The 25,809-nt window shown below is 39.8% G+C and carries 20 protein-coding genes; 2 read left to right on the top strand and 18 right to left on the bottom strand.

Annotated elements, in window-relative coordinates; translation table 11 throughout:
- Positions 1-746 precede the first annotated feature (746 nt).
- From CYJ36_RS18000 to CYJ36_RS17990, 3 genes are all read right to left on the bottom strand, one after another.
- Positions 747-950 carry a YbdD/YjiX family protein gene (locus tag CYJ36_RS18000; protein WP_101568641.1) on the bottom strand — a complete coding sequence of 68 codons (204 nt, stop codon included), beginning with the start codon at positions 948-950 and terminating at the stop codon, positions 747-749.
- The gene (locus CYJ36_RS17995) at positions 943-3,018 is read right to left on the bottom strand and encodes a carbon starvation CstA family protein (protein ID WP_101568757.1); all 2,076 of its coding nucleotides are present in this window, start codon (positions 3,016-3,018) and stop codon (positions 943-945) included. Before CYJ36_RS17995 ends, CYJ36_RS18000 begins: the two co-directional genes overlap by 8 nt.
- Before the next feature lie 322 nt (positions 3,019-3,340).
- Positions 3,341-4,609, bottom strand: a complete 1,269-nt coding sequence (locus CYJ36_RS17990) for an ATP-binding protein (RefSeq protein WP_101568640.1) — start codon at positions 4,607-4,609, stop codon at positions 3,341-3,343.
- A gap of 161 nt (positions 4,610-4,770) precedes the next feature.
- Between CYJ36_RS17990 and CYJ36_RS17985 the strand changes: the two genes are divergently transcribed.
- Complete coding sequence (locus tag CYJ36_RS17985) at positions 4,771-4,965, top strand: hypothetical protein (RefSeq protein ID WP_101568639.1); 195 nt, start codon at positions 4,771-4,773, stop codon at positions 4,963-4,965.
- Between the two features lie 40 nt (positions 4,966-5,005).
- Here the strand turns inward: CYJ36_RS17985 and CYJ36_RS17980 are convergent, their stop codons facing one another.
- Positions 5,006-6,547, bottom strand: coding sequence for a solute symporter family protein (locus CYJ36_RS17980; RefSeq protein WP_101568638.1), 1,542 nt, complete (start codon positions 6,545-6,547; stop codon positions 5,006-5,008).
- 15 nt (positions 6,548-6,562) lie between these two features.
- Entirely contained in the window at positions 6,563-6,901 is a 339-nt protein-coding gene (locus tag CYJ36_RS17975; protein ID WP_101568756.1) for a DUF485 domain-containing protein, read from the bottom strand.
- Between the two features lie 347 nt (positions 6,902-7,248).
- Between CYJ36_RS17975 and CYJ36_RS17970 the strand changes: the two genes are divergently transcribed.
- A complete protein-coding gene (locus CYJ36_RS17970; RefSeq protein ID WP_101568637.1) occupies positions 7,249-8,454 on the top strand; it encodes an MFS transporter in 1,206 nt (401 codons plus the stop codon).
- A 406-nt stretch (positions 8,455-8,860) separates the two neighbouring features.
- On the opposite strand, the gene CYJ36_RS17965 is transcribed toward CYJ36_RS17970, so the two are convergent.
- The 13 genes from CYJ36_RS17965 to CYJ36_RS17905 all read right to left on the bottom strand — a co-directional run bounded on the left by CYJ36_RS17965 (position 8,861) and on the right by CYJ36_RS17905 (position 25,523).
- A complete protein-coding gene (locus CYJ36_RS17965; RefSeq protein WP_101568636.1) occupies positions 8,861-9,568 on the bottom strand; it encodes an ABC transporter ATP-binding protein in 708 nt (235 codons plus the stop codon).
- Complete coding sequence (locus tag CYJ36_RS17960; protein ID WP_101568635.1) at positions 9,568-10,347, bottom strand: ABC transporter ATP-binding protein; 780 nt, start codon at positions 10,345-10,347, stop codon at positions 9,568-9,570. The genes CYJ36_RS17965 and CYJ36_RS17960 overlap by 1 nt, the downstream gene beginning before the upstream one ends.
- Positions 10,322-11,296, bottom strand: coding sequence for a branched-chain amino acid ABC transporter permease (locus CYJ36_RS17955; RefSeq protein WP_101568634.1), 975 nt, complete (start codon positions 11,294-11,296; stop codon positions 10,322-10,324). The genes CYJ36_RS17960 and CYJ36_RS17955 overlap by 26 nt, the downstream gene beginning before the upstream one ends.
- A gap of 5 nt (positions 11,297-11,301) precedes the next feature.
- Entirely contained in the window at positions 11,302-12,180 is an 879-nt protein-coding gene (locus tag CYJ36_RS17950; RefSeq protein WP_101568633.1) for a branched-chain amino acid ABC transporter permease, read from the bottom strand.
- A gap of 101 nt (positions 12,181-12,281) precedes the next feature.
- Complete coding sequence (locus CYJ36_RS17945) at positions 12,282-13,454, bottom strand: ABC transporter substrate-binding protein (protein WP_101568632.1); 1,173 nt, start codon at positions 13,452-13,454, stop codon at positions 12,282-12,284.
- Between the two features lie 337 nt (positions 13,455-13,791).
- Positions 13,792-14,316 carry a type 1 glutamine amidotransferase domain-containing protein gene (locus CYJ36_RS17940; protein ID WP_101568631.1) on the bottom strand — a complete coding sequence of 175 codons (525 nt, stop codon included), beginning with the start codon at positions 14,314-14,316 and terminating at the stop codon, positions 13,792-13,794.
- A 57-nt stretch (positions 14,317-14,373) separates the two neighbouring features.
- Positions 14,374-16,194, bottom strand: a complete 1,821-nt coding sequence (locus CYJ36_RS17935) for an ABC transporter ATP-binding protein (RefSeq protein ID WP_101568630.1) — start codon at positions 16,192-16,194, stop codon at positions 14,374-14,376.
- Positions 16,175-17,917, bottom strand: a complete 1,743-nt coding sequence (locus CYJ36_RS17930) for an ABC transporter ATP-binding protein (RefSeq protein ID WP_101568629.1) — start codon at positions 17,915-17,917, stop codon at positions 16,175-16,177. The genes CYJ36_RS17935 and CYJ36_RS17930 overlap by 20 nt, the downstream gene beginning before the upstream one ends.
- Before the next feature lie 459 nt (positions 17,918-18,376).
- A complete protein-coding gene (locus tag CYJ36_RS17925) occupies positions 18,377-19,870 on the bottom strand; it encodes an alanine/glycine:cation symporter family protein (protein ID WP_101568628.1) in 1,494 nt (497 codons plus the stop codon).
- A 246-nt stretch (positions 19,871-20,116) separates the two neighbouring features.
- Positions 20,117-20,827, bottom strand: a complete 711-nt coding sequence (locus CYJ36_RS17920) for a glycerophosphodiester phosphodiesterase (RefSeq protein WP_308315358.1) — start codon at positions 20,825-20,827, stop codon at positions 20,117-20,119.
- 379 nt (positions 20,828-21,206) lie between these two features.
- On the bottom strand, positions 21,207-21,653 hold the full coding sequence (locus tag CYJ36_RS17915) for a threonine/serine exporter family protein (RefSeq protein WP_101568626.1): 447 nt from the start codon (positions 21,651-21,653) through the stop codon (positions 21,207-21,209).
- Positions 21,654-21,671: 18 nt separating this feature from the next.
- On the bottom strand, positions 21,672-22,433 hold the full coding sequence (locus tag CYJ36_RS17910) for a threonine/serine exporter family protein (RefSeq protein WP_101568625.1): 762 nt from the start codon (positions 22,431-22,433) through the stop codon (positions 21,672-21,674).
- Between the two features lie 384 nt (positions 22,434-22,817).
- Entirely contained in the window at positions 22,818-25,523 is a 2,706-nt protein-coding gene (locus CYJ36_RS17905; protein WP_101568624.1) for a GTPase domain-containing protein, read from the bottom strand.
- Positions 25,524-25,809 lie beyond the last annotated feature (286 nt).

Raw genomic sequence — 25,809 nt, 5'->3', positions numbered from 1 at the left:
ATTTTACCAGATATGGAGTATGTGCTGAAATCGCTATGTGAACTCAATATTTTTAACGCACTCCCCTTAAATCAACGGTCAAGCTGGGTCCTACTATCAAAAACAGGTCTTCCATTATCAGAAATGCCCTTTTATTAGCGAAACACCCGATTCAATTATCAAAAAACTTAGTTTCATTATCAAATCGGTATATATGAACGAAATCTCAGGTAAAAGCTCGTATCGGCTCTTACTAAAGAGAATATGAACTCCATATTATAACACACTCCCGTAAATCAACGGTCAAACTGGTCCAACTATCAAAAACAAGTCTTCCATTATCAGAAATGCCCTTTTATTAGCGAAACACCCGATTCAATTATCAAAAAGCATAGATTCTTTATCAAATCGGAAATATGAAAGAAATCTATGGTAAAAGCTCGTATCGGCTCTTACTATAATGAATGTGAACTCCATATTTTAACACACTCCCCATAAATCAACGGTCAAACTGGGTCCAACTATCAAAAACAAGTCCTCCATTATCAGAAATGCCCTTTTATTAGCGAAACACCCGATTCAATTATCAAAAAGCATAGATTCATTATCAAATCGGTAATATGAAACAAATCTCAGATAAATGCATGAATCCAGCTCTTCCTAGACAGAATGTATCCATCCAGTCTTTACACATTTTACTGCTAATCCTACGATTCGCCCTGTCGAATAAAAAATCGCCCATCTCCAAAGATGAGCGATTCTCCTATCTAACAGCAGCGTGAAACCTTGCCGCCTTTTGCATTATAGCGAGCTTCCTGTGCTTCACAGAAAAATTCTTTTCTGCTTTGAACTGGCTGCTCTGGATGATGTGCGGTCATATGCTCCACATACGTTTCATAGCTTGGAACACCTGCTATTAAACTAATAAACTGTTTTCTATGCTTTAAGATCGAAGATAGTTTCCTAAACATGATGGCTCATTCCTCCTTCAGAACGAGGGATATATGGAGCCTCATGCAGAGTCGTTTTTTGATTTGTCAGCACTTTTATCCAAATACGAACGGCTGAAATCAGTACGGCTATTACAACGATCATAAAGATGGCACAAAGTGCGGCATCGACATAATCATTGACCAAAACTTGATTCATTTGATCGGCATTCGCTGCAGGTGCGAGTACTTTTCCTTCATCTAGCGCGCCTTTAAACAGTTTTGCATGTGATAAGAATCCAATTTTTGGATTTTCATGAAAAAGCTTTTGCCATCCGGCTGTCATGGTCACAATTAAGATCCATGTCGTTGGAACAAGTGTGATCCAAACGTAAGCTTTCTTGCCCATTTTAAAAAGAATGGTTGTTCCCAGCAGCAAAGCAATGCCTGCAAGCATCTGATTCGCGATGCCGAATAAAGGCCAAAGTGTATTAATTCCTCCTAATGGATCAATAACACCTTGATATAAGAAATATCCCCATCCAAAAACACATAATGCTGTTGCAAGAATATTGGCAGGAAGATATTCCGTTCTGGCCAATGGCTTGTATATGTGACCTAATATATCCTGGATCATAAAGCGGCCAACACGTGTTCCCGCGTCGATCGTGGTCAGGATAAATAAAGCTTCGAAAAGAATCGCAAAATGGTACCAAAATGCCATTAGAGCTTTTCCCCCAATGACTTCAGAAAAGATGTACGCCATTCCAATGGCAAGAGTCGGTGCTCCCCCTGTCCGGGACAGAATGGTTTCTTCTCCAACATCATCCGCAAGGGCAGTTAAATCATCAGGCGTTATCGTAAAGCCCCAGGTTGAAACTGTTGTTGCAGCTTGAACAGCTTCCGTGCCAATTAATGCCGGGGGACTATTAATCGCAAAATAAATGCCGGGCGTCAAAACACATGCAGCAATCATTGCCATGACAGCCACAAAAGATTCTGTAAGCATGGCTCCATATCCTATTGGACGCGCATGTGATTCTCTTTCAATCATTTTCGGTGTTGTTCCCGAAGATACGAGAGCATGGAATCCTGATACAGCACCACATGCAATCGTTATGAATAAGAATGGAAACATGTTTCCTGCAAACACAGGTCCTGTTCCATCAATAAATGGTGTGACAGAAGGCATCTGTAAATCTGGTGCAACGACGATGATCCCGAGTGCAAGTCCGACAATCGTACCGACTTTCAGAAATGTACTTAAATAATCGCGCGGTGCAAGCAGCAGCCAGACAGGTAAAACAGACGCAATGAAACCGTATACAATCATTAAAATGGCAATCGTTTCACCTTTATATGTAAACATCTTTGCCAAAGCTGGATTTTCAGCTACATATTGTCCTAAGAAAATAGATAAAAGCAGCAAAACGACTCCAATAATGGATCCTTCACCAATTCTGCCTGGCCGTATATATCTCATGTAAAGGCCCATAAAGATCGCAATTGGAATTGTGGCTGCAATCGTAAACATTCCCCATGGACTTCCTACAAGCGCTTTCACAACAACCAATGCCAATACTGCTAATAAAATAATCATAATTCCTAAAATGCCAACCATCGCAATAAGTCCAGTTATCGGTCCAATTTCTTCTTTGATCATCTCACCAAGTGATTTTCCTTTGCGGCGCATCGATCCAAATAAAATAATAAAATCCTGTACAGCTCCTGCAAGGACAACCCCTACAATGATCCAGATGGTTCCAGGCAAATAGCCCATTTGTGCTGCTAAGATAGGTCCAACAAGCGGTCCTGCTCCCGCGATTGCTGCAAAATGATGACCAAACAATACCCACTTGTTGGTCGGCACATAATCCTTACCGTCATTATGTGTCTCTGCAGGTGTTTCACGTTTGTCATCTAACTCAAATACCTTATTTGCAATAAATCGGCTGTAAAATCGATAAGCAACCGCATATACACTAACAGCAGCTACCAATAGCCAAATTGCATTTATGCTCTCTCCCTGGTTAAGAGCTATCACAGCAAATCCCGCTGCCCCTAATGCTGATACTAAACCCCAAATTACAATTGATCTCAAAGCCTTCAACTGCATCACCCCTTCTATAACATACAAATCTATTATACTTTTAATATCTGAATTTTTAAATAATTTTTTAGATAATAATACCTTTTTGATAGCAAAAAGGTATAAAACTAAACTCCATTTGTACAAAGAACAAAAGGGCGATGCAAGGGCACGCATCAACAGAAAAGTTCCGGTTTTACTTTTTTTGGCGGAGCCGCTCTGAGTTTTAAAGTAGTTCATGGAAAATCTACTAGGTATAGTGATATTCTTTGATGCACTTTTTTCATCAGTGATCATTATTATAAATATTCTTGGTGAACAAGCAAATAACCACAGCATAATTTTACTGTGGTTTTTTCTTCACATTTTTTATCGGCAAAATCATAGTAACTTCAGTACCATAACCATATTCACTTTTATAAGTCACTCTTCCATTCATTGTTTCGATTATGCGCAGAGAAACAGTTGTCCCAAGTCCTGTCCCTTTATCTTTAGTCGTATAAAAAACAGTCCCAATTCGGGAAAGCTGCTCGGTTGTCATTCCTTTGCCTGTATCTGAAATGACTGTATAAGCTTGCCCGTTTCTTGAATGGAGGTTCACACGGACTTTTCCGCCTTGGGGAGTCGCTTCAATTGCATTCTTAATAAGGTTCACAAGTGCCTGCTTAAGCTGGCTTCGATCCGTTTCTATATAAAGATTGGGCTGCAGCTGATAGTTTAATAGGACTCCCTGTTTAACAGCCAGTGCATTTAAGAGATAGATGACATCATAAATAACCTCTGAAAGCTGAAATTTTTCTATTTTCTTCAGCTGGGGCTTCGCAAAATTCAAGTAATCATTCAGGATGGTTTCCGCTCTGCCAAGCTCACTTAATATCAGACTTAAATATTCTTCATTGTGATTCTTTTTTTCTTTTTCCATCAGCTGCAAAAATCCTTTTACAACGGTTAAAGGATTTCTGACCTCATGTGCGATAGATGCAGCGAGCTCACCTAGCGTGTTCAGCTTTTCCGTGCGGATAATCTCCTGCTTCATCATCCTTCTATCAATACTTGCCTCGAGCAGCATAGCAGCTATGCCAATCGCAAAGACTTGGAGAATCCCGAAAACGAGCACATAAAACAGCAATTCCTTACTCCCGTTAAACGTGTATCTTGATGTAAACAAGAAAACGATCAGAATGAAAAGCTGAACAAGCGCAGGCCAAAACCCAATGATAATGGAAAGCTGAACTCTCTTTCTCGGCCTGTATTTTATAAATCGCCTTGAAAATAGAAAGGGTCCAATCAGCGCAAGGAAGGCACTTATGTACCCAAATAGAAGAGCTTCTCCTCCAATATATGTACGGGCAAGCAGGATGAAAGCGAATACAATCAGACCTGCTGCCGGTCCTCCATATAATAAAGCCAGCACCATTGGAACATATCTTAAATCCCAATAAAGTCCGTAATCATAAAATGAGAAAATCATGCACAAAAAAGCGGCAATCCCGTATAAAACACCTGAAAAATAAGGTGAGGACGCTATTCGCCTATTTTCAAATAGAACTGTGTAAATTAAAACAGGAACTAAAACGATTAATACATGTAATGTCAGTTTCTCTGCGAGCATCGTAATTTCCCCAATTATATATTTATTTCTTGAAGATATTCGACAAAACTCGCATAAATCCTCTTCAATTTTGAACTTACATAACATTTAAACAAACGTTTATTTAATGTTTTAATCCTATGTAAAACAGGTATCTGTACAAACATGGAGGTGATGTTAGCGTGAATGATAAAAAAAAGACAAAACAGGATAACCCTGAACAGATTCCAAATAGAGATGGAAAAACACTGATTGAACGAGAAAATGAAATAACCGTTGACGCTATTCCAACAGAAGAGGTTAAGATCGGACTTCATGATGAGAAAAATAAACACAAAACAAAAGACAGTTCTTCAAGTGAAAACAAGCATAAATAGCAGAAAAGCCCCCTGCCTTGTTAAGCAGGAGGCTTCTTTCTTACTGTGAAGCGTCTCTCATCCCAGTATTAGCTTTCACGAGTACTTCATCAAACTTCTTAGCATCTTCCTTCTTGTTTGAAACAATGGTTCCAATGTAAGCCCCAATAAAGCCAAGTGGTATTGAAACAATTCCTGGATTAGATAAACTGAACAAAGGATCTCCTACCAGAATGGCAGCACCAGCTTCAGGTGACCATACGTTAGGACTTATCGCTACAAGAATCAGTGAACTGAGTAATCCTGTCAGCATACCTGAAACCGCTCCAGCTGTATTAAAACGCTTCCAAAAAATCGTGAATAAAAGGATTGGCAGGTTTGCGCTTGCCGCAACGGCAAAGGCTAGTGCAACCAAAAACGCCACATTCATATTTTGGGCAAATAAAGCGAGAATAATAGAGAGAACAGCTACACCAATTGATGCCCATCTAGCTGCAACAACTTGCTCTTTCTCAGTCGCTTCACCGCCTCGGAGAATATGACTGTAAAAATCATGGGCAAAAGCAGAGGCAGCTGAAAGTACAAGTCCCGCGACAACAGCGAGAATCGTAGCGAAGGCTACTGCTGATACGAATGCAAATAGGAAATCTCCTCCAATAGCTTCAGCAAGCAGCGGTGCAGCCATGTTCCCTGCAGAATTCGCAGCCACGATATTGTCATAGCCAACAAATGCAGCAGCTCCAAATCCTAAGAACACGGTCATAACATAGAACGCACCGATAATCCAAGTTGCATAAACAACTGATTTACGTGCAGTAATAGCATCCTTAACTGTAAAGAAACGAATCAAAATATGCGGAAGTCCAGCTGTTCCCAAAACAAGAGCAAGATTCAGGGAAATCGTATCAAGCGGATTCTTAAACTTATTTCCGGGATTCAAAAAGCTTTCCCCAAGCGGTGTTGCTGTCTGCATCTCTGAAAACATCTTCATAATACTGAAATCAAATTTAGCAAAAACAATAATGGAAATAATGAAGGTTCCAATCATAAGCAGAACAGCTTTTACAATCTGCACCCAGCTTGTTGCTGTCATTCCGCCAAATACCACATAAATGGTCATCAGCGTACCTACAATTAGAACAGAGTAAACGTAATCAATTCCAAGCAACAGATGAATAAGTCCACCCGCTCCAACTAACTGAGCAATCATATAAAAGATTGAGATTGAAATCGTATTAAGAGCGGCAACACCACGTACCTTATTATTTTTAAATCTGACTGCAATCATATCTGCCATTGTGTATTTCCCCAGGTTGCGAAGTGGTTCAGCCACAATATATAAAACAACAAGGTAGGCGACCAAAAAGCCAATACTGTAAAAGAATCCATCAAATCCAGAAAGCGCTATCATACCTGCGATCCCTAAGAAAGATGCAGCAGACATATAATCGCCTGCAATAGCCAGTCCGTTTTGCCAGCCTGTTAAACTGCTGTCTGCGGTGTAGAAATCACTTGTTGTCTTCGTTCGTTTGGAGGCGAAATATGTGATGAATAGTGTTAGAATGACGATTCCCAAAAAGAGAGAAAATGCTAGCATGTTCATTGTAAAATTCCTCCTTTATCCTTTTGCCTCGGCAACAATTTCTTCTACGATCTCATCGAAGTGTTTCGCTCGTCTTGAATAAAGAATACAAAGCGTCCATGTCATAATGAATTGGGCAAATGCAAACACCCACGCCCAGCTGATCGGTCCGACTGCATACTCATTCAGTACAGTCGTATAAGCTGTTAATACTGGCAAAGTAAAGTAAAACGCTAAGAAGAATAAGGACATAGGCAAGATGAAATTACGTTTAGCCTGAAGCAGCTTTTGAAAGGATTGTGACTGAACAATTTTTGTGTAATCAACTGAAGACTCTGCACTCAGCTGTTTCGATGACTCTCCATTACTCACTATCAATTCCCCCTTTTTTAAATAACGTAAAAACCTAATCCTCCTTCTTGTCAATTTTCCACCTTTTCATTATATATTTTTCTGAAAAGTATGTAAATTTAGATATCTTATTTTTAGAATCTTTTCTGAAACATTGTATCTTTTCCATCATATTAGGATGCTAATGAAATAATTGAATATGTCTATCTATGTAAATTAACAATTTTCACGAACAAAGCCAATTTTTAAAAATTAATTCCCTTCCCTTCATTCAAAAATAGATATATTTTAGAAGGTAGACTAAAATAAAAAGGATTATTGAAATCTTGTAATTTCATCAGCTGTTCCAGACAGCTGTTTAGGAGGATAATATGGAGAAAACAAATACACTTCCAACCCGTAAGCTGCTGGGAATCGCCGGCCTTGGCTGGCTGTTTGATGCGATGGATGTAGGGATGCTGTCATTTATTATAGCGGCCCTGCAGTCTGAATGGGGTTTAAGCGTAAAGCAAATGGCATGGATAGGGAGTATGAATTCAATCGGAATGGCTGTTGGGGCCCTTGTTTTTGGACTTTTATCAGATCGGATTGGCCGGAAACATGTCTTTATTATTACGTTGCTTCTCTTTTCAATCGGGAGCGGACTATCTGCTTTCACAACAACATTAACAGCCTTCCTCATCCTCCGATTCTTTGTCGGAATGGGACTTGGCGGAGAATTGCCGGTTGCATCAACACTCGTTTCCGAAAGTGTTGCTCCTGAAAAACGCGGACGAATTGTTGTGCTTCTTGAAAGCTTTTGGGCTGCAGGCTGGCTTATTGCTGCACTCATTTCATATTTCATTATCCCAAGCTATGGATGGCAAACAGCGCTGCTGCTAAGTGCCGTGCCTGCATTGTATGCGTTATACTTACGAATTAAATTGCCGGATTCCCCTCAGTTTTTAGCAATAAAGAAAGCAGAAAAACCTTCCATTCTGCAAAATATAAAGACGGTCTGGTCAAAAGATTACATTCGTCAAACAACCATGCTTTGGATCCTTTGGTTTTGCGTCGTCTTTTCCTATTACGGCATGTTTTTATGGCTGCCGAGCGTAATGGTGCTGAAAGGCTTCAGTTTAATAAAAAGCTTTCAATATGTCCTGATCATGACTCTTGCACAATTGCCGGGATATTTCACCGCTGCGTGGTTTATTGAAAAGTTTGGGAGAAAATTTGTGTTAACAACTTATTTAATCGGTACTGCTCTAAGTGCCTATTTCTTCGGAACTGCTGAATCACTTGCCCTGCTGCTTACATCAGGAATATTCTTATCTTTCTTCAATTTAGGAGCATGGGGAGCCCTATACGCCTATACTCCAGAGCAATATCCGACTGCTGTTCGCGGTACTGGAGCTGGAATGGCTGCTTCCTTTGGACGAATTGGCGGTATTTTGGGACCATTAGTTGTTGGTTATCTTGTAGCACAAAATGCTCCTATGACCGTGATCTTTTCAATCTTTTGTGTATCTATCCTGATCGGTGTGTTAGCCGTAGTTATTCTTGGAAAAGAAACAAAAGCGAAAAAATTATTTTAACAGGAAAAGGGGCTGTCCTATAAATCCCTAAAATGAAGCAGGCAGGAAAAACTTCCGTTTTTCCTGCCTGCTTTTTTTGTGATAATAATAAGTAGCATCAGTCGCCTTAGTATTACCCCTTTTAACAGCTCAAAGCATAATAAGTGGCATCAGTCGCCTTAGTATTACCTCTTTTAACAGCTCAAAGCATAATAAGTGGCATCAGTCGCCTTAGTATTACCTCTTTTAACAGTTCAAGTATAAAAATTGGCATCAGTCGCCTTAGTATTACCTCTTTTAACGGTTCAAAGCATAAAAAGTGGCATCAGTCGCGGTAGTGCGCTACCACTTTTGATGGGGCAAGATCCCAAAAGAAAGGGCTATCCATAAAGTCAGTGAAAAATGACTTTATGGACAGCCCCTCTTATTAATGGCCACCGAGATATGCCATTTTCAGCTGATCGCTTGCATTCAATTCTTCTGCTGTTCCAGACAGCACAACCTTGCCTGTTTCTATTACATATACTCTGTCTGCAATTGATAAAGCCATATTCGCATTTTGTTCGACTAATAAAATTGTTGTGCCAGTCTTATTAATCTCTTCAATGATTCTGAAAATCGTTTTTACAAGCAGCGGCGCGAGTCCCATCGATGGTTCATCAAGCAGGAGGAGCTTAGGGCGGGCCATCAAGGCGCGTCCCATTGCGAGCATTTGCTGTTCTCCCCCAGAGAGTGTTCCTGCCTGTTGTTTTTTGCGTTCAAGCAATCTTGGAAAGAGTTCAAACACTTTTTCGAAATCCTGTTTGATTTCAGCTTTATCCTTGCGCAAGTAAGCACCGAGTTCCAAGTTCTCCTCTACCGACATGTTGGCAAACACCCGACGTCCTTCAGGTACATGAGAGATTCCCTGTTTTACGATTGTTTGAGCGGCTTTTCCTGCAATCGGTTTATCTTGAAAGAGAACCTCTCCCTTTTTAGGCTTTAATAGCCCTGAAATGGTTTTTAAAAGGGTGCTCTTACCAGCACCGTTCGCTCCAATCAGCGTCACGATTTCACCTTGATTGATTTCAAGAGAGACATCCTTTATTGCTTGTATATTTCCGTAGTAAACATTGATACCATTCACTTTCAGCATTATGAAACCTCCTCGCCGAGATACGCTTCGATGACTTTTGGATTGTTCCTGATTTCCTCAGGCGCTCCCTGAGCGATTAACTGACCATGATCGAGCACATAAATTCGTTCACAAACCCCCATGACTAGCGGCATATCGTGTTCGATCAGCAACACGGTTAAATCAAACTTTTCACGGATAAATGCAATTAAATTCATCAGTTCTTCTGTTTCCTGAGGATTCATCCCTGCAGCAGGCTCATCAAGGAGCAAGAGTTTAGGGTGAGCTGCAAGCGCACGCGCAATTTCTAACCGGCGCTGCTGTCCGTATGGGAGGTTCTTTGCTTTCTCGTGCTTCACTTTGTCCAGCTTGAAAATTTTAAGAAATTCAATCGCTTTTTCTTCCATTTCGCGTTCTCCTGAAAAATGGGCAGGCAGCCTGAGAATAGAGCTTGCGATTGAGTGCTTGGCAAGAGAATGATAGGCTACTTTAACATTATCCAAAACAGAAAGTTCGCCAAACAGTCTAATATTTTGAAACGTCCTGCTTATTCCTTTACGCGTAATTTTATAAGGTACAAGTCCGTTCAGCTTTTGACCCTCAAGCATTAACGTTCCTTCAGTCGGAACATATACACCTGTTAATAGATTAAAAAAGGTCGTTTTCCCAGCACCGTTTGGTCCAATCAATCCTACAAGCTCACCTTTTTTCAATTCAATATTTACGCCTGAAAGAGCCTTAAGACCCCCAAACTTTATGCCTAAATTCTGCACATTAAGCAACGGTGTTTTTGCTGTCATGATCCGGACCTCCTTTGATGCCATTGCGATTTTTGAAAAAAGAAGTGATTTCTTTCGTGCCAAGCAAGCCTTGTGGACGATAAAGCATCATCACGATCAGGACAAGACTGTAAATGATCATTCTCGTCTCTGGGTATTCCTGAAGGAATGTAGAGACAATTGTAAGCAGGATTGCAGCCAGAACAGCACCAGACATACTGCCTAGTCCCCCAAGAACAACAAAGATTAAAATATCAAATGACTTTAAAAAGCCAAAGTTTGTTGGCTGAATGATATAAAAGTTATGCGCGAACAGTCCGCCTGCAATTCCTGCGAAAAAGGACCCGATCACGAAAGCCGCAACTTTGTAGTACGTTGTATTGATGCCCATTGCATCTGCTGCTATTTCATTTTCACGAATGGAAATACAGGCCCGTCCATGAGTTGAATTCGTAAAATTGACAATCGCAAGAATGGTAATCAGCAAGCACCCGAACACCCAAGGCCATGTAGTCAGATGGGATACCTGCATACCGCTTGCTCCGCCGACATAATCAATATTCAAAAGCGTAATGCGGACAATTTCACCAAATCCAAGTGTAGCAATGGCAAGATAGTCCCCTTTTAGACGTAAGCTTGGTATTCCAATAATGAGACCCGCAACTGCAGCTGCAAGTCCGCCGACAATCAAGGCAACTGAAAACGGCAGCTGCATCTTCATTGTAATAACAGCTGAAGCATATGCTCCTACCGCCAAAAAGCCTGCATGTCCAATTGAAAATTGGCCGGTAATTCCAATAATAAGATGAAGACTTGCAGCCAATATAATATTAATAGCCATAAAGAACAGTGCATTGACAAGATAGATGTTCATAAACCCGCCAGAGATTAAAACCTGAACGACGATGAAAACAACGAATGCTAAAACGATGGATAACCAAAACCCTTTTGATTTCTTCATTGCTGTCATCCCCCTTACACTTTCTCTCTAACGTTTTTGCCAAACAATCCTGATGGACGGAAGATAAGTATAAGAATAAGAACGATAAACGCTACACCATCACGCCATAATGAATAGCCAAGTGCACTTACGAGTGATTCAATGACTCCGAGAAGCAATCCGCCTACCATCGCACCTGGAATAATACCGATTCCGCCCAATACTGCAGCGACAAAGGCCTTCAAACCTGGAATAATCCCCATTAACGGTTCAATCTTTATATAATACGTTCCAAAAATAACACCTGCCGCACCAGCTAAAGCAGAACCGATTGCAAATGTAGCAGAAATTGTATTATCTACGTTGATCCCCATCAGTCTTGCTGCATCAGCGTCAAAGGAAACCGCACGCATGGCTTTGCCGATTTTCGTTTTATGAACAATAAATTGAAGCAAGATCATAAGCCCGACAGAAATACCCAGAATAAATAATGACTGACTGCTAATTGTGACGCCGAAAATTGAAATGCTCTCAGATGGAAGAACAGTTCCAGGATAGGCTTCCGGCTGTGCTCCTCTCACATAAATAACTCCGTATTCAATGAGGAGGGAAACTCCAATTGCTGTTATTAGAGCTGCAATTCTAGTCGCATTTCTCAAAGGTTTATAAGCAATCCTCTCGATTAAAACTCCGAATAATGCACAAACTGCCATGGAGATGATTAAAGCCGGGAAAAAACCAAGCTCTAAAATTGTAATCGAGTAAAACCCTACAAAGGCACCAATCATGAACACATCACCATGAGCAAAGTTTATGAGCTTTACGATGCCATATACCATTGTATAGCCAAGTGCAATTAACGCATAAATACTGCCCAGAGATATTCCGTTGACAATCTGCTGAAAAATTTCCATAATCTCTTTCTCCCCTGAAAGCCTATTATTTTGTATGGCAGTTTCATTAAAAAATTCAGAATAGGAGGCATTGCCCCCTATTCCATTTGTTATTTGCCTGTTTATTCAGGATCTACATTCGTTTTAAATGTTTGCTCGCCATCTTTATATTCAAGGATAGCTGCAGACTTAACCGGATCATGAAGCTCATCAAGCGTCAGGTTACCTGAAACAAGAGCAAGATCTTTTGTTTCTTCGATTGCTTTTTGAAGCTTCTCAGGATCAGCGCCGCCTGCACGTTTAATAGCATCAGCAAGGAAATATCCAGTATCATATCCAAGTGCATTAAATGCATCTGGAGATTTATCTTTGTATTTAGCCTTGAACGCTTTTACAAAGTCTTGAATTTTCTCCGATGGATCTCCAGCAGAATAGTGGTTTGTAATGAATGTGTTATTTAGTGCTTCTCCGCCTGCAATTTCAATCAGTTTCGGAGAATCCCATCCATCTCCTCCCATGAAAGGAACATCAATGCCAAGCTCACGGGCTTGTTTCACAATTAGACCTACCTCTTCATAGTAGCCAGGAAGGAATACAAATTCAGGATTAGATGATTTGATTCTTGTAAGAGTTGCACGGAAGTCTGTGTCTTTAGCTACATAAGCTTCCTCTGAAACAATTTTACCGCCGTTTTTCTCAAACGATTCTTTAAAGGATTTTGCAAGACCTTTCGCATAATCGCTTGAGCTGTCGATTAGAACAGCTGCATTTTTAACTGATAGGTCTCCAGTTGCAAAGTTTGCAGCAACCGTTCCTTGAAATGGATCGATAAAGCAAGTACGGAATACATAGTCATTCACTTTGCCATCCGTATTCGTGATCGCAGGGTTCGTTCCAGTTGGTGTGATTAATGGCACCTTATTATCCTGTGCAATCTGTACTTGAGCCAATGTATTTGTACTTGTAGCTGCTCCAATAATGGCAGCTACCTTATCTTGGCTTACGAGTTTGATCGCTCCATTTGTAGCTTCAGCTGCATCTGATTTATTGTCAAACTCAACCAGTTCAATCTTTTTGCCGTCGATCCCTTCTTTATTGATCTCTTCTAAAGCAAGCTCCAATCCTTCTGAAATGGATTGGCCGTAAGACGCTACTCCGCCTGATAATTCTAGATTCGCACCAATTTTAATTGTTTCTCCTTCAGATGAACCTGTGCTTTTTGCACCACATCCAGCCATCACGCCCGCTGAAATCATTAGTGACATAAACACTGCCATTAATCTTCTCTTTTTCATTTGTATCCCCCGTTTTTTGATCGTATTTTGATGCAAAATATTGACTTTATCCGTCCCTAACTCTAGTCGAACCACCTCCTAATAGAATCTTTCATTTAAATTATATGATTCTTCTAAAGAAAATTAATATTCTGAAAATATATTATAATATTATTTGTTATCCGTCTATAGTATCTTATTCTTTTTATTTATTGACATTCAGGCATTTGTTGATCCCTTTATCTGAATAGTAGACTAAAATACATCCTTTTATATTGTTTTTATTCAGCCAATTATATAAAAATAAAAAAGAAAGCATCATATTACATGACACTTTCTCTTATTGATTTATAAATATTCATTTTTCAGCTAAAACATCTGCAAAAGCTTTTACATAAGGAGGCAGGTCTGGCGGTCTTCTGCTGGAAATAATATGTCCATCGACAACAACTGCTTCATCATGCCAAATGGCACCCGCATTCTCCATATCATCTTTGATGCCAGGTGTGCTTGTTACATTTCTGCCTTCTAAAATCTTTGCAGAAATCAAAACCCAGCCTGCATGGCAAATTTGGCCGATTGGCTTTTTCTTTTCATGCATATCCTGCACCATTTGCAAGACTTCAGGATATCTTCGTAATTTGTCAGGAGCCCAACCGCCAGGGACTAGAATTGCATCATAATCTTCTGAACGAATTTCTTCAAACGCATAGTCCGATGTTGCTGGAACACCGTATTTTCCGATATATGTTTCATTTGCTTTTTCACCGACTAAATGAACTTCGGCTCCTTCTTCCTGCAAACGAAGCACTGGGTACCACAGTTCCAGATCTTCAAAATCTGCACTGACTAGCGCAATGACTTTTTTATTTGATAAACGCATCGTACCACCTCCATCCTAAGTATAGCATGACCCAATCCACTAATGAAAATATAGGAATTACAACACTTCGTCCTTCAGCTGACTCTTATAAAGAGCATAGTAAAATCCTTTATCTTTTAAAAGAGATTCGTGACTTCCTCTTTCAATCAGCTTCCCATTCTCAAGTACAAAAATTTGATCAGCCTTTTGAATCGTGTTTAATCTATGGGCAATGACAAAGCTTGTTCTGCCTTTCATCAGCCTCTGCAAGGCCTCTTGTATTTTCATTTCCGTAATCGTATCAATGCTGCTTGTCGCCTCGTCAAGAACGAGAATCACAGGACTTGCAAGAATCGCTCTTGCGATAGATATCAGCTGTTTTTGACCTTGGCTTATTCCGCTTCCATCTTGTGTAAGCACGGTATCATACCGATTCTTTGTTTTCATGATAAAAGAATGAGCATTTGCTTCTTTTGCAGCATGAATCACTTCTTCATCTGTTGCATCTAAGCGTCCATAGCGAATATTTTCCATGATTGTGCCTCTAAAGAGGAAAGGATCCTGAAGTACAAACGCCATGTGTTCCCTCAAGCTATTTCTTCTGATTCTCGTACTTTCCATTCCGTCTATCAGGATAACTCCTTTATCAGGATCGTAAAAACGGGATAGCAGATTGATCATTGTTGTTTTCCCTGCACCCGTCGGACCAACAATGGCAACTGTTTCACCTGGAGAAGCTGTGAAGCTCAAATTCTGCACTGTTTGCTGTTCTTCTTCGTACGAAAAGGAAACATCCTTAAAGTTTATCTTTCCCTTCACTTCCTGAAGATTTGAAGCAGAGTGCTCATCTTTCATTTCCTCATCTTCATCGAGAATTTCAAAGACTCGCTCAGCTCCTGCAACAGCAGACAAAATCGTATTGAACTGATTTGCAAGCTCATTTAAAGGACGCGTGAACTGACGCGAGTATTCGGTAAAAATGACGATGACACCGATTGACACCATTCCATTTAATGCAAAAATGCCGCCAACCCCCGCGATAACCGCAAAGCTTAAATTGTTAAGCACATTCATCAGTTTCGGAATAAATCCGGAAATGGTCTGGGCCCAGAAGCCAGCCCCTTTTAGCCGTTCACTTTTTTCAAGGAACTCCGAGATCACTTTTTGTTCCTGCGAAAACGTCTTGACGATGCGCTGACCAGATATGGTTTCTTCAATAAACCCATTAAGATTTCCTAAGTTCTGCTGCTGGGCTTTGAATAGCTTTCCTGTCCGGTTTGTGATCCACCTCATTCCAAAGAACATAATCGGAATAATGGTCAGGGTAATGATTGTAAGCATGGGGCTTAACCAGAGCATGACGCCTACGGTTCCTGCGAGAGTAAGAATACTTGAAAAAATTTGAATGACCGAGCTGTTTAAGGTAGAACTCACATTCTCAATATCATTGGTTACTCTGCTCATAAGCTCTCCATGCTGACGCTTGTCGAAATAAGAAATCGGCAGGCTATGAAAATGACGAAAAAGCTGTGTTCTCATTGTAAAAACGGTATTTTGAGCGATGCCGATCATCCATATATTCTGGAGCAGCAAGGAAATGGACTGCACAATATAAATAACAATTAAAGCGGCAAGCAGTGCGATAAAACCGCTGCTTTCTTTTGTCACGATATAATCATCAATTACCCGTCCAATTAAGTAAGGGCCGAGAAGCGCTAAAAATGAACTGAGAACAACCATTAGGAGTACTAGAAACATCAGCCCTTTATTAAGTGCAAGATACGACCATACTCTGGTTATTGTCGCAAACCAATTTTTAGGCTTCGTTGTCTTCTTCTGAACGGTTTCTCCCTGGTTTACTTTTGGATACCGAAAAGGCTTACTCAGCTCGTTGAACATTGTGCAATGCCTCCTCCCCAAACTGAGACTGATAGATACGCTGATAAAGAAGGGATTTTTGCATTAATTCATCATGTGAACCATTTGCCAGAATTTCACCTTCATCCAATAACAAAATTTGACTCGCTTCCATAGCCGTGCTGATTTTTTGTGTAATGATGAAAATCGTGCAATCATAAGCTTTAATGGCTTTCAAGAGCTTCGCTTCTGTCTTTAAATCCAAAGCGCTTGTGCTGTCATCCAGCAGAAGAATTTTAGGTTTTCGGACAAGTGCTCTTGCAATAGAAATCCTTTGCTTTTGTCCGCCTGAGAGATTGACTCCTTTTTGACCTACTCTTGTATCATAGCCGTTTGGAAGGTTCTCAATTGTTTCATGGATTTGAGCATTGCCTGCAGCTTCCTTAATTTCATCAATTGATGCCCCTTCTTTTCCCCATGCAATATTCTCTTTAATGGAGCCTGTAAACAAAAGGGATTCCTGCGGCACGAATCCGATCTGGCCGCGCAAACTTTCAAGCTTCATTGCCAGCAGATTCTTTTGATCAATGAAAATGGCACCCTCTGTTACGTCGTATAGCCTTGGAATCAGATTAAAAATAGAGGATTTCCCCGAGCCTGTTGCACCTAACAACGCAATCGTTTCTCCCGCTTTCGCAGTAAAAGAAAGGTCCTTCAGAACAGCCGTTTCTGTCCCGGGATAAGTAAAAGAAACAGACTTAAATTCAATATCTCCTTTTTCAATGACAGACGACTCTTTGGCATCAATCGAATCCCTTAAATCTACTTCTGTTTCAAGAACATCATGAATGCGCCCAGCTGAAGCTTTTGCACGTGAAAAAGCCATAATAATAAACGAAAAAATAGATAATACAGAAGAAATCCGCAGCGCATAGTTAACGATTGCCACTACTTCCCCTACTTTGGCTTCTCCTGAATTTACGTTGATGCTTCCAAACCAAAGGATTGCCAACATGCTGATATTCATTACCAACAATAATAGAGGCATTGCGATTTCCATCAGCCTTAGTGCTGTAACAGTACCATCTCTTAGTTCCTCATTTGCTTTTGTGAATCTGGATACTTCAAAATTCCTTCTCAAAAAAGCTTTAATAATTCTCATCCCTGTCAGATTTTCCTGCATCACACCATTTACGGAGTCAAGCCGTTCTTGCACTGCTTTAAAGAGGGAACTTCCTTTTTTCATCATCCAAAATAGGAAACCTAATAAAAGCGGGATGGAAACGAGTAAAATGAGCGCCAGCTTTGCATTTACGATTAGTGCCATAATCGTTCCCCCAACAATCAGCAGAGGCGCACGGAGCATGATACGAAAGCTCATAAAAATCGTATTTTGAAGCTGTGTGACATCATTTGTCATTCTTGTAATGAGAGAGGATGCAGGGAACAAGTTAAAATTTGCAAAGGAGAAAGATTGAACCTTCTCAAAGAGATTTTTACGTACATCAAAGCCAAAGCTTTGACTTACGTGAGCCGCATAAAAGGAATTCGTAACACCTGCAGCAAAAGCCGCAATCGAAATTCCAATCATCACGCTTCCCCAGTAAATGACGACATTTATATCATTCTTTAAGATTCCATCATCAATTATTTTCGCCATTATAAGCGGATGCAAAAGCTCTACACCAAGCTCAATCAGCATTAAAGCTAACGCCACTCCCATTGCTAGACGGTATGGCCTAAGAAGTAAAAATACTTTTAACATGCGGTTGCCTCCAAACGATGCACTTTCTATGTAACTATTTAGTCAGGCTAATATCTTTAATTTCATCTATTCTATCATACTCTTTTTTGGATGGATTTTGAATATTTTGAAATGTTTTTCCTGTTTTTCTTGGTCAGTTGATTTAAACAGGTCCGGCAGATGTACCTTCATAGTACGATTTTTGGCCCATTATGGATTTTACCTCGGTGAAGTTAGGAAATAAGACTTTTTCAGAATTTGAGTTTGATTTAAGTTGTGCACGCTGCCATATTCCAGTCAAATCAAAGTTTACTTTCCAAAATGAAGTGTTTACTTTCTTGAATGTCCTTTTTACTTTCCAAACTCTACGAGTTACTTTCTTTTTTACAGATATCTCCTAAAGGGGCGGAATGATCTTAAATGTCTTTTCCATGTTAACAAAAAAAGACCTCCTGCATAAAAGCAAAAGGTCCTTTCCTATTATGAACTTATCGTACGCTCTTTCTTGTCCAACTTTGTGTCAGGCTCTATATATTTGTATTCATGTTCCCAATAATCTGCATTTTTAATTCCCAATTTTACTGGATCAAATACTGGGTCCACACCTTGTTTCTTTTGAGCCTCATAATCTTTCAAAGCAAGAAGGGCGGGTTTAGCTAATATTAAGATTGCAATTAAGTTCAGCCAAACCATTATACCGAGACCGACATCCCCTAATGCCCAAGCTAATGATGCTGTTTTAACTGATCCGTAGTAAGTTGCACCAAGTAAAACAACTTTGAGCAAGAACATTGCCCATTTATTGCTTTTTCCGCGCATTAAGTAGGCAATATTGGTTTCAGCAATGTAGTAGTAGGCCATAATTGTCGTAAAAGCGAAGAACAAAAGTGAAATTGCGACGAATCCAGCTCCAAACCCAGGAATCGGAATGACAGACTCTACTGCTGCCTGAGTAAACACTGGACCTGGCTCAACTTCAGCTCCCAGTTCATTAACAATAAAATTACCTTCAGGATCCTGTGTATTATACATGCCTGTAAAAAGAATCATAAATGCTGTAGCTGAACATACAAAAAGAGTATCAATATACACTGAGAATGCTTGAACTAATCCTTGTTTGGCCGGATGTGACACCTCGGCTGCAGCTGCAGGGTGAGCTCCTGTACCTTGACCAGCTTCATTCGAATAAATACCGCGCTTTACTCCCCATGCGATCGCCATTCCGACAATACCGCCAAATGCAGAATCTAATGCAAACGCACTTTTAAAGATAAGAGCGAAAACGGCAGGTACCTCTGTTATATTGGCAGCAATTATAATTAATGAAACAAGAATATATCCAAGCGCCATAAAAGGAACAACGAACTGGGCAACATTCGCAATTCTTTTAACTCCTCCAAAAATAATAAGAGCTAATACAATAACAAGTCCTATACCAGTATAGACTGGATTTAAACCAAAAGCATTATCAAGACCGCCCGCAATAGAGTTGGATTGAACGCCAGGCATCAGCAGACTCATTGCAAGTATTGCTGCAAAAGCGAATGTTACGCCATACCATTTCCATCCAGTTCCTTTTTCAATATAGTAAGCTGGCCCCCCGCGATATTGTCCATCTTGCTTTACTTTATAAATTTGAGCAAGCGTCGATTCAATAAATGCACTTGAGGCACCGATAAATGCAATCGCCCACATCCAGAATACAGCTCCCGGACCTCCAAAGCCAATTGCCGTGGCAACCCCTGCAATGTTACCAGTCCCTACACGGCCCGATAATGCAATTGATAAAGCTTGGAAAGAAGAAACTCCAGCTTCAGAGCTTTTGCCTTGAAACATCAGCATAACCATCTCTTTAATGTGTCTTACTTGCAGAAACCTGGTTAAAATGGAAAAAAGCAAACCTATAACCATAATTGTGTAAATAACGGGTGAACTCCACAAAATACCATTTAAGCCAGTAACAAACGACTCCAACTAAAATCCCCCTTTAAAACTGAATTTTCTTTCTTTTTAGATTATAAGGGATAAATTATGACAGCACAATTACATTTTGTGTGAAATCAATTCCAGAATTGGTGTTAAAATGAGTGGAAACGCTATCAAATCAGCAATATTAAGGATATAATATAACATTAGATGTTAAGAAAAGTTACATCATTCTACTGCACTAAATTCTAAGAACAAAAAAAGAGACACATAACAAGTGCCTCCCTTTCATTCTTAAATGAACAGCCCCGGAAAATCAGACATAATAGCCGATACACCTGCATCTTCCAGCTTTCCAAGCATCTCTTTTTCATTCACAGTGAACACCCGAAGCGGATACCCAGCTTCAATTGTTCTTTTTCCCGCAGGGGACATGGCAAAAGCGGCTTCGCAATGGACAGCATTTACACGGTTATTTCTGGCGTCCGTGATGACATTTGAGGGGACACCTTCAAATAAAAGGGCAGTATTTACACTGCTGTCCAGCTCACGCAATCGTATTAAGCTTTTAGAATTGAAGGTTGATAGAATGGCATTATTCCGTAAACCAGCTTCATCTAACAGTTCAAGTACTTTCAGCTCTAACCCATCATAGTCAATAAGGTTATTTTTAAGTTCAATATTAAGAGTAATTGAACGTCTCTGCTCCAGCATTTTCAGAACTTCTGATAACAGCGGAATAGATTGCCTTGAATAGCGCCTGTCAAACCAGCTGCCCGCATCATATAATTTCAGCTGTCTATAGTTTAAGTCTTTCACATAGCCTATCCCGTTTGTCGTACGGTCAATTCTTTCATCATGGATGACAACAACTTCGCCATCCTTTGATAACTGAACATCTAATTCGATTCCATCCGCATTCGCTTTACATGCTGCTTCAAACGCAGCCATTGTATTCTCCGGATACTCTCCGCTGTATCCGCGATGGGCGTAGATTTCTATCATTCTTTCCACAATCATACTCCTTCCGGCTCTTTTCCAATGATGTTTTTAGATGATTCGAAGATTATCATACTTGTTATTAGTAAATGCCATATGAAGAAAGTGTGTATATTGATTGATAAGATTGTTACAAGAATGTAAATGCTTTCAGTCACATGCTGACCCAACAAAAAAACCTCCATCAACATGACGGAGGATTCCTATTCAAATGCATTTTGCGAAGCTTAAACGTCAGCACATCAATATTTTCTTCTGCATGATGTCACCTGGAATGACAACATTCTCTCTCCATGGAATTGAATCGTCCAAATAAGAGCAATCTGGCTACATTCTATTCAAGCGCTAATCAACGGAACCATAGATACTGGTCATTTAGCTCCGTTTATTTAACCTTTTCTTGCAGCTTTGATTTTCGAATCACTTGATTAATCACTTCTGAGAAAACAAGGCCGATCGCGATGGAACCTGAAATCATAAATGCTTTTGCAGCTAATGTAATCGCAGTATTATAGTCATTTTCAACGAAATTTCTCATCGCGTCATAAGCCATTCCTCCAGGAACCAAAGGAATGATGCCAGCTACGCTGAAAATAATAATCGGTGTTTTATAGATTTTTGCGATCACCTGACTTGCTACGGCTACAAAAACGGCTGCAATGACAGTCGAAGGAACTTCATCAAATCCTTGTCCAACCAATGATATGTAAATCATCCATCCGAACATTCCGATCAATCCGCATTTGATCAGTGAAGGCTTTGGAGCCTGAAAGATAATCCCAAATGCTGCTGTTGATATAAAGCTTGTCAGCAGCTGACCTAAAACCCACATGACAAAATCTCTCCCGTCCTAAAATAATGAAAAAACAACCGCAATTCCTGATCCGATTGCAAATGCCGTTAAAAACGCTTCCGCTCCTTTTGAAAGTCCGGATATCAAATGACCGGCCATTAAATCTCTGACTGCATTTGTAATAAGAAGCCCTGGTACTAAAGGCATGACAGACCCAATAATTACCTTATCCATCTCCATCCCAAATCCGATCTTCACAAATAAATACGCAAGCAGGCCAATAATAAATGCTGCTAAAAACTCTGCAAAAAATTTAATTGGCACAAGACGGTGAAAATAGATAACAGCCAAAAAGCCGCTGCCCCCCGCTAAAACGGCAGGGAAAAAATCCCCCCACTGCCCCTGAAACATGATCATAAAGCAGCCGCTTGCTATGGAAGCTGCAATTACCTGCAACAACAAAGAATAGGTTGAAGGTGCACCTTCAATTTCTTTTAACAGGTCGTATGCCTCTTCTACATTTAAATCACCATTGCTGATTTTTCTCGAAATGCTGTTTACATTCGCCACTTTATCTAAATCTGTCGTTCGTTCCATGATCCGGATTAATTTTGTCTTTGTCGGTTCATTTGATTCGATCGAAAAAATAATGCCAGTCGGTGTAACATAACTATGCGACTTCTTCACACCGTAAGATGCCGCTATCCGCATCATTGTATCTTCTATCCGATAGGTTTCCGCACCGCTTATGAGCATGATCTTTCCTGCAAGCAGACAAACCTCCATGACCTGATATGAATAATTTTGCTGAATCTTCATCTTTTCTCTCTCCAATAGCCTGATGTATTCCCCTTCAAGTTCGGATTTTGTTTTTGTTTCAGTTTATCTGATATATAAGGGATTATCAATTTTGATAAGAAAAACCGGTCACAAAAAGTGTGCAAAACCAGTTAATTCAAACAATTCGCAGCCGTTCCAAATTCATTCACTGCCTTTTCAAATTAATTTACGCGCTTTCCAAATTCATTCAACATAAATGTTAAAAAAGGAGCAAACATATAAATTCCGATCGCAGCATAAAAATCCCACTGGGTATTTAACCCCTAAACTGACCTATATATACCCGAAATTTTTAATATTTCGCCCAAAAAAGGAATACGTATAAAAAAGAAAAGAACCCGTAAAATTAGGGTTCTTTTCTTGTCAGCCTTTAATATACAAGCTCTCCTCATTCGCCTTCACCATAAATTCATATTGAAGGAGTCTTACTTCAAAGAGACGCAATGGATCGTAATAGATTTCAGGGTTGGATTTCATTTTTTCAAGGGTAGCTTTTGAACTTGAAATCTCGGTTTCTGATTCTTTAATTGTCTGCTCTACATATAGAATTGGATCCTGATAGAACATCGTAATGTCTGCTTTTAAAGCTTTTTCAAATAAATCGAATTCAAGGAAGAATTTCCTTGAAATTTCCTCTGCAACGTCTTCATAGTTTTTGCTTTCAACGTATTTTTTATATTGGTTATACAGCATCGACTTGTTTTGCGGAAGCGCCGCAAATAGCTTTCCAGCACTTTTCAGCAGGAATTCAGTCGGTTTGAAACGAAGCAGAATATTCTGTTCTTCCACATCGGCTCTGCTTGTCATCCGGTTCAAATCACGGCGCCAATCTTCAATCACTTTAAAATCACACGCCAGCTTTATTTTTTCCTCACCATATAGTCCGTTGAACGATTCACTCATTTCATCGAGGTACGCCTGGCTATCATTTAGCTCCTCGTTTGATTGTGAAAGCCAGTCGCGTAAAGCGGTTTGGAATTTCGGAATCAAATCCTGATGAATATAGGTTCCAATTTCATCATTCATCTTCTTGTTTAAAGCAATATGAATTTGGCTGAAATCACTGTTTTCACTAATATGATTTGAGCAATTGCGCAAAATTTTCGGAATCTGCAGTTTCAAATCTTTTTTCATCTGACCCGTCACATCACGGTAAGAATTCGAAATGGCAGTTGCTTTTTCCTGCTCAACATCTTTCAAATGATTCATGAAGCCATTCAGTCTTACTAGTATATCTTCGTTCCATTTTACTGATTCTACTAGATGACTTTCCAGCTGCACACGCTTATTCAAGAGATCTGTTAATGTTTTTCGTATGAAATATAAAAGCTTTGCTGTGCGTCTCTCTTCAAGCTTCGCGCGTTCTCTGCTGAAAACCGTGTTTACAAATTCATTTAAACCGGCAGGATTGCCTTGTGAAAAGGCAAGGACCTGGGCTTGCGGGAAAAACTGATTAATGGTTACCTGCAATTCCTCTGCCAATTTCCACTGCTCAGCTGAATGATTTAAAATAAAGTGAAATGGTGTATCAAGAGCATATTCTTGCAGCTTCATCAGCAATTCCAGTTCATGTTCATTGAATGGCGTATGTTTATCCAACACAAACAGCATTCCATCTGACAGAGGAAGGAAATCTGCTGTTGGACCAAGATCTCCAAGAGCATTCACTTCAGGGGTATGCAAGAATACAAGATTATTTTCTTCTAATAAGGCTGACGGCCATTTCACTTCAATCCAGGCATCATTGGATTCTTGATAATCTGGATTATCAGAAATTTTTCTTATTCCCGCATTTGTAATTTCATTCATCTCAGCCAGGTCGCCTTCTGAACGAACAAATACCGGTGAAGCACTTGGGCTGACAAGATTTTCTGAAAGTACCGCATTAATAAATGAAGATTTATCACTTTCTGACGTACCGCTGACTAATAGATGCGACTTATTGAGATCCGCAAGCTCTGATACGAGCCATTTTTTTTGATAGCCAACCTCTAAATGGTTATTTTCCGCCCATGCAACAAGTGATTGGAACAGTTCAAGACTGTATTCAAGACTAATGCTGTCATGTTCAGAGTCAAAGATAAGCTTTTCCGCTATTTTAAGAGATTCTGAATCCATAGATGAAGGGAAAATTTCGCTCCAGGCAAGCACTGCTGTTGCAGCAAATAATGCTTTTGATTGGTTCGCAATTTTTTGCCAGTTTGATAGCAGCGCAGGAATAATATCCTCTAAATCCTTCACTAAATATTGTCCATTAATCACACTTAAATATGTGTCCTGATGAAGATCAGACATCTTATGCCAAGAATCAAACGGCTGTACTTCAACATTCAGGAAGATCGTGTTCACCGTCTTCAGCCATGATAAATAAGATGCTTCGTGACGGTAGCTATGCCACAATGAAGCTGTAACCTGCTGGAAAAGCTTCTGATTGATTCTAAACAGCGTAATCAGCGGCTGATAAAAGAAATCGGGTTCAAATGATTTTGTATATCCTGCTTCAATATACTCATCCAATAATTCAAACCAAACAGGTGACTCAGTCCGAATTCCTTCACTAACCGCAAGCTCCACCGCTTGTTTCCAGTCTCCCTGATCTTCATAAAAAGAGCGTGCAAGTGCCGTAACGTTTGGATAATCAGAATTAATATCAAGTGCCTTTTTCATCACCTTGTATGCAAGTTCGATTTTATTTCTCAAAAGATAAAGAGAGAATAATTCCAGCGCCACTTCCATTTTCAAAGTCTTCGAATCACTTTGAATAGATGTGTAAATATCCTCTGCAGATGAAAGATGACCCAGCGCATAGTATGAGTCTGCAATATTCTTTTTCGCCCACGGCTCAAGTTCGTTGCTGATATTTTCCCACTTAAAGATCGCAGTTTCATAATCTTTGTTATGGAAATAAACTTCGCCTTGAGCAAAGCGGATGTAGGATAACTCATAAACTTCCTTCGCCTGCTCCTCAAAATAAAGCTCTCCAAGAACTTGTACAGGATGAGCCGAAGCACTCTCTTCCATAAATCTTTCGAAATATGCTTTATGAATAAACTGTTTATCGTTTGTCATTTTACCCTCCACCTAACGTACACTAGAAACTTATTTATAATAGTCTATTCTATCAAAAGATGCATTTAGAATGCTTTATTTGTGTTTACCCGTTTTTTCGGTTTTTACACTACTAAAGGTCTATGTATATTCAATTCCTAGGACTTCCTGGGCTTTAAAGCAGCATGCACACGTATATATTTTACAGATTTCATTAAAATAGTGGTTTACTTTGGAAATTAAAAGGGGAATTATCCCTTGTGCGAATACAACATAATACTAAAGCCTTATTTTTCAGGAAAAATAA

Source organism: Bacillus sp. UMB0893 (assembly GCF_002858905.1).
Taxonomy (GTDB): Bacteria; Bacillota; Bacilli; order Bacillales; family Bacillaceae; genus Bacillus_P.
Note: the sequence above shows the minus strand (reverse complement) of the source record. Positions and strands in the feature narration are given on the sequence as shown.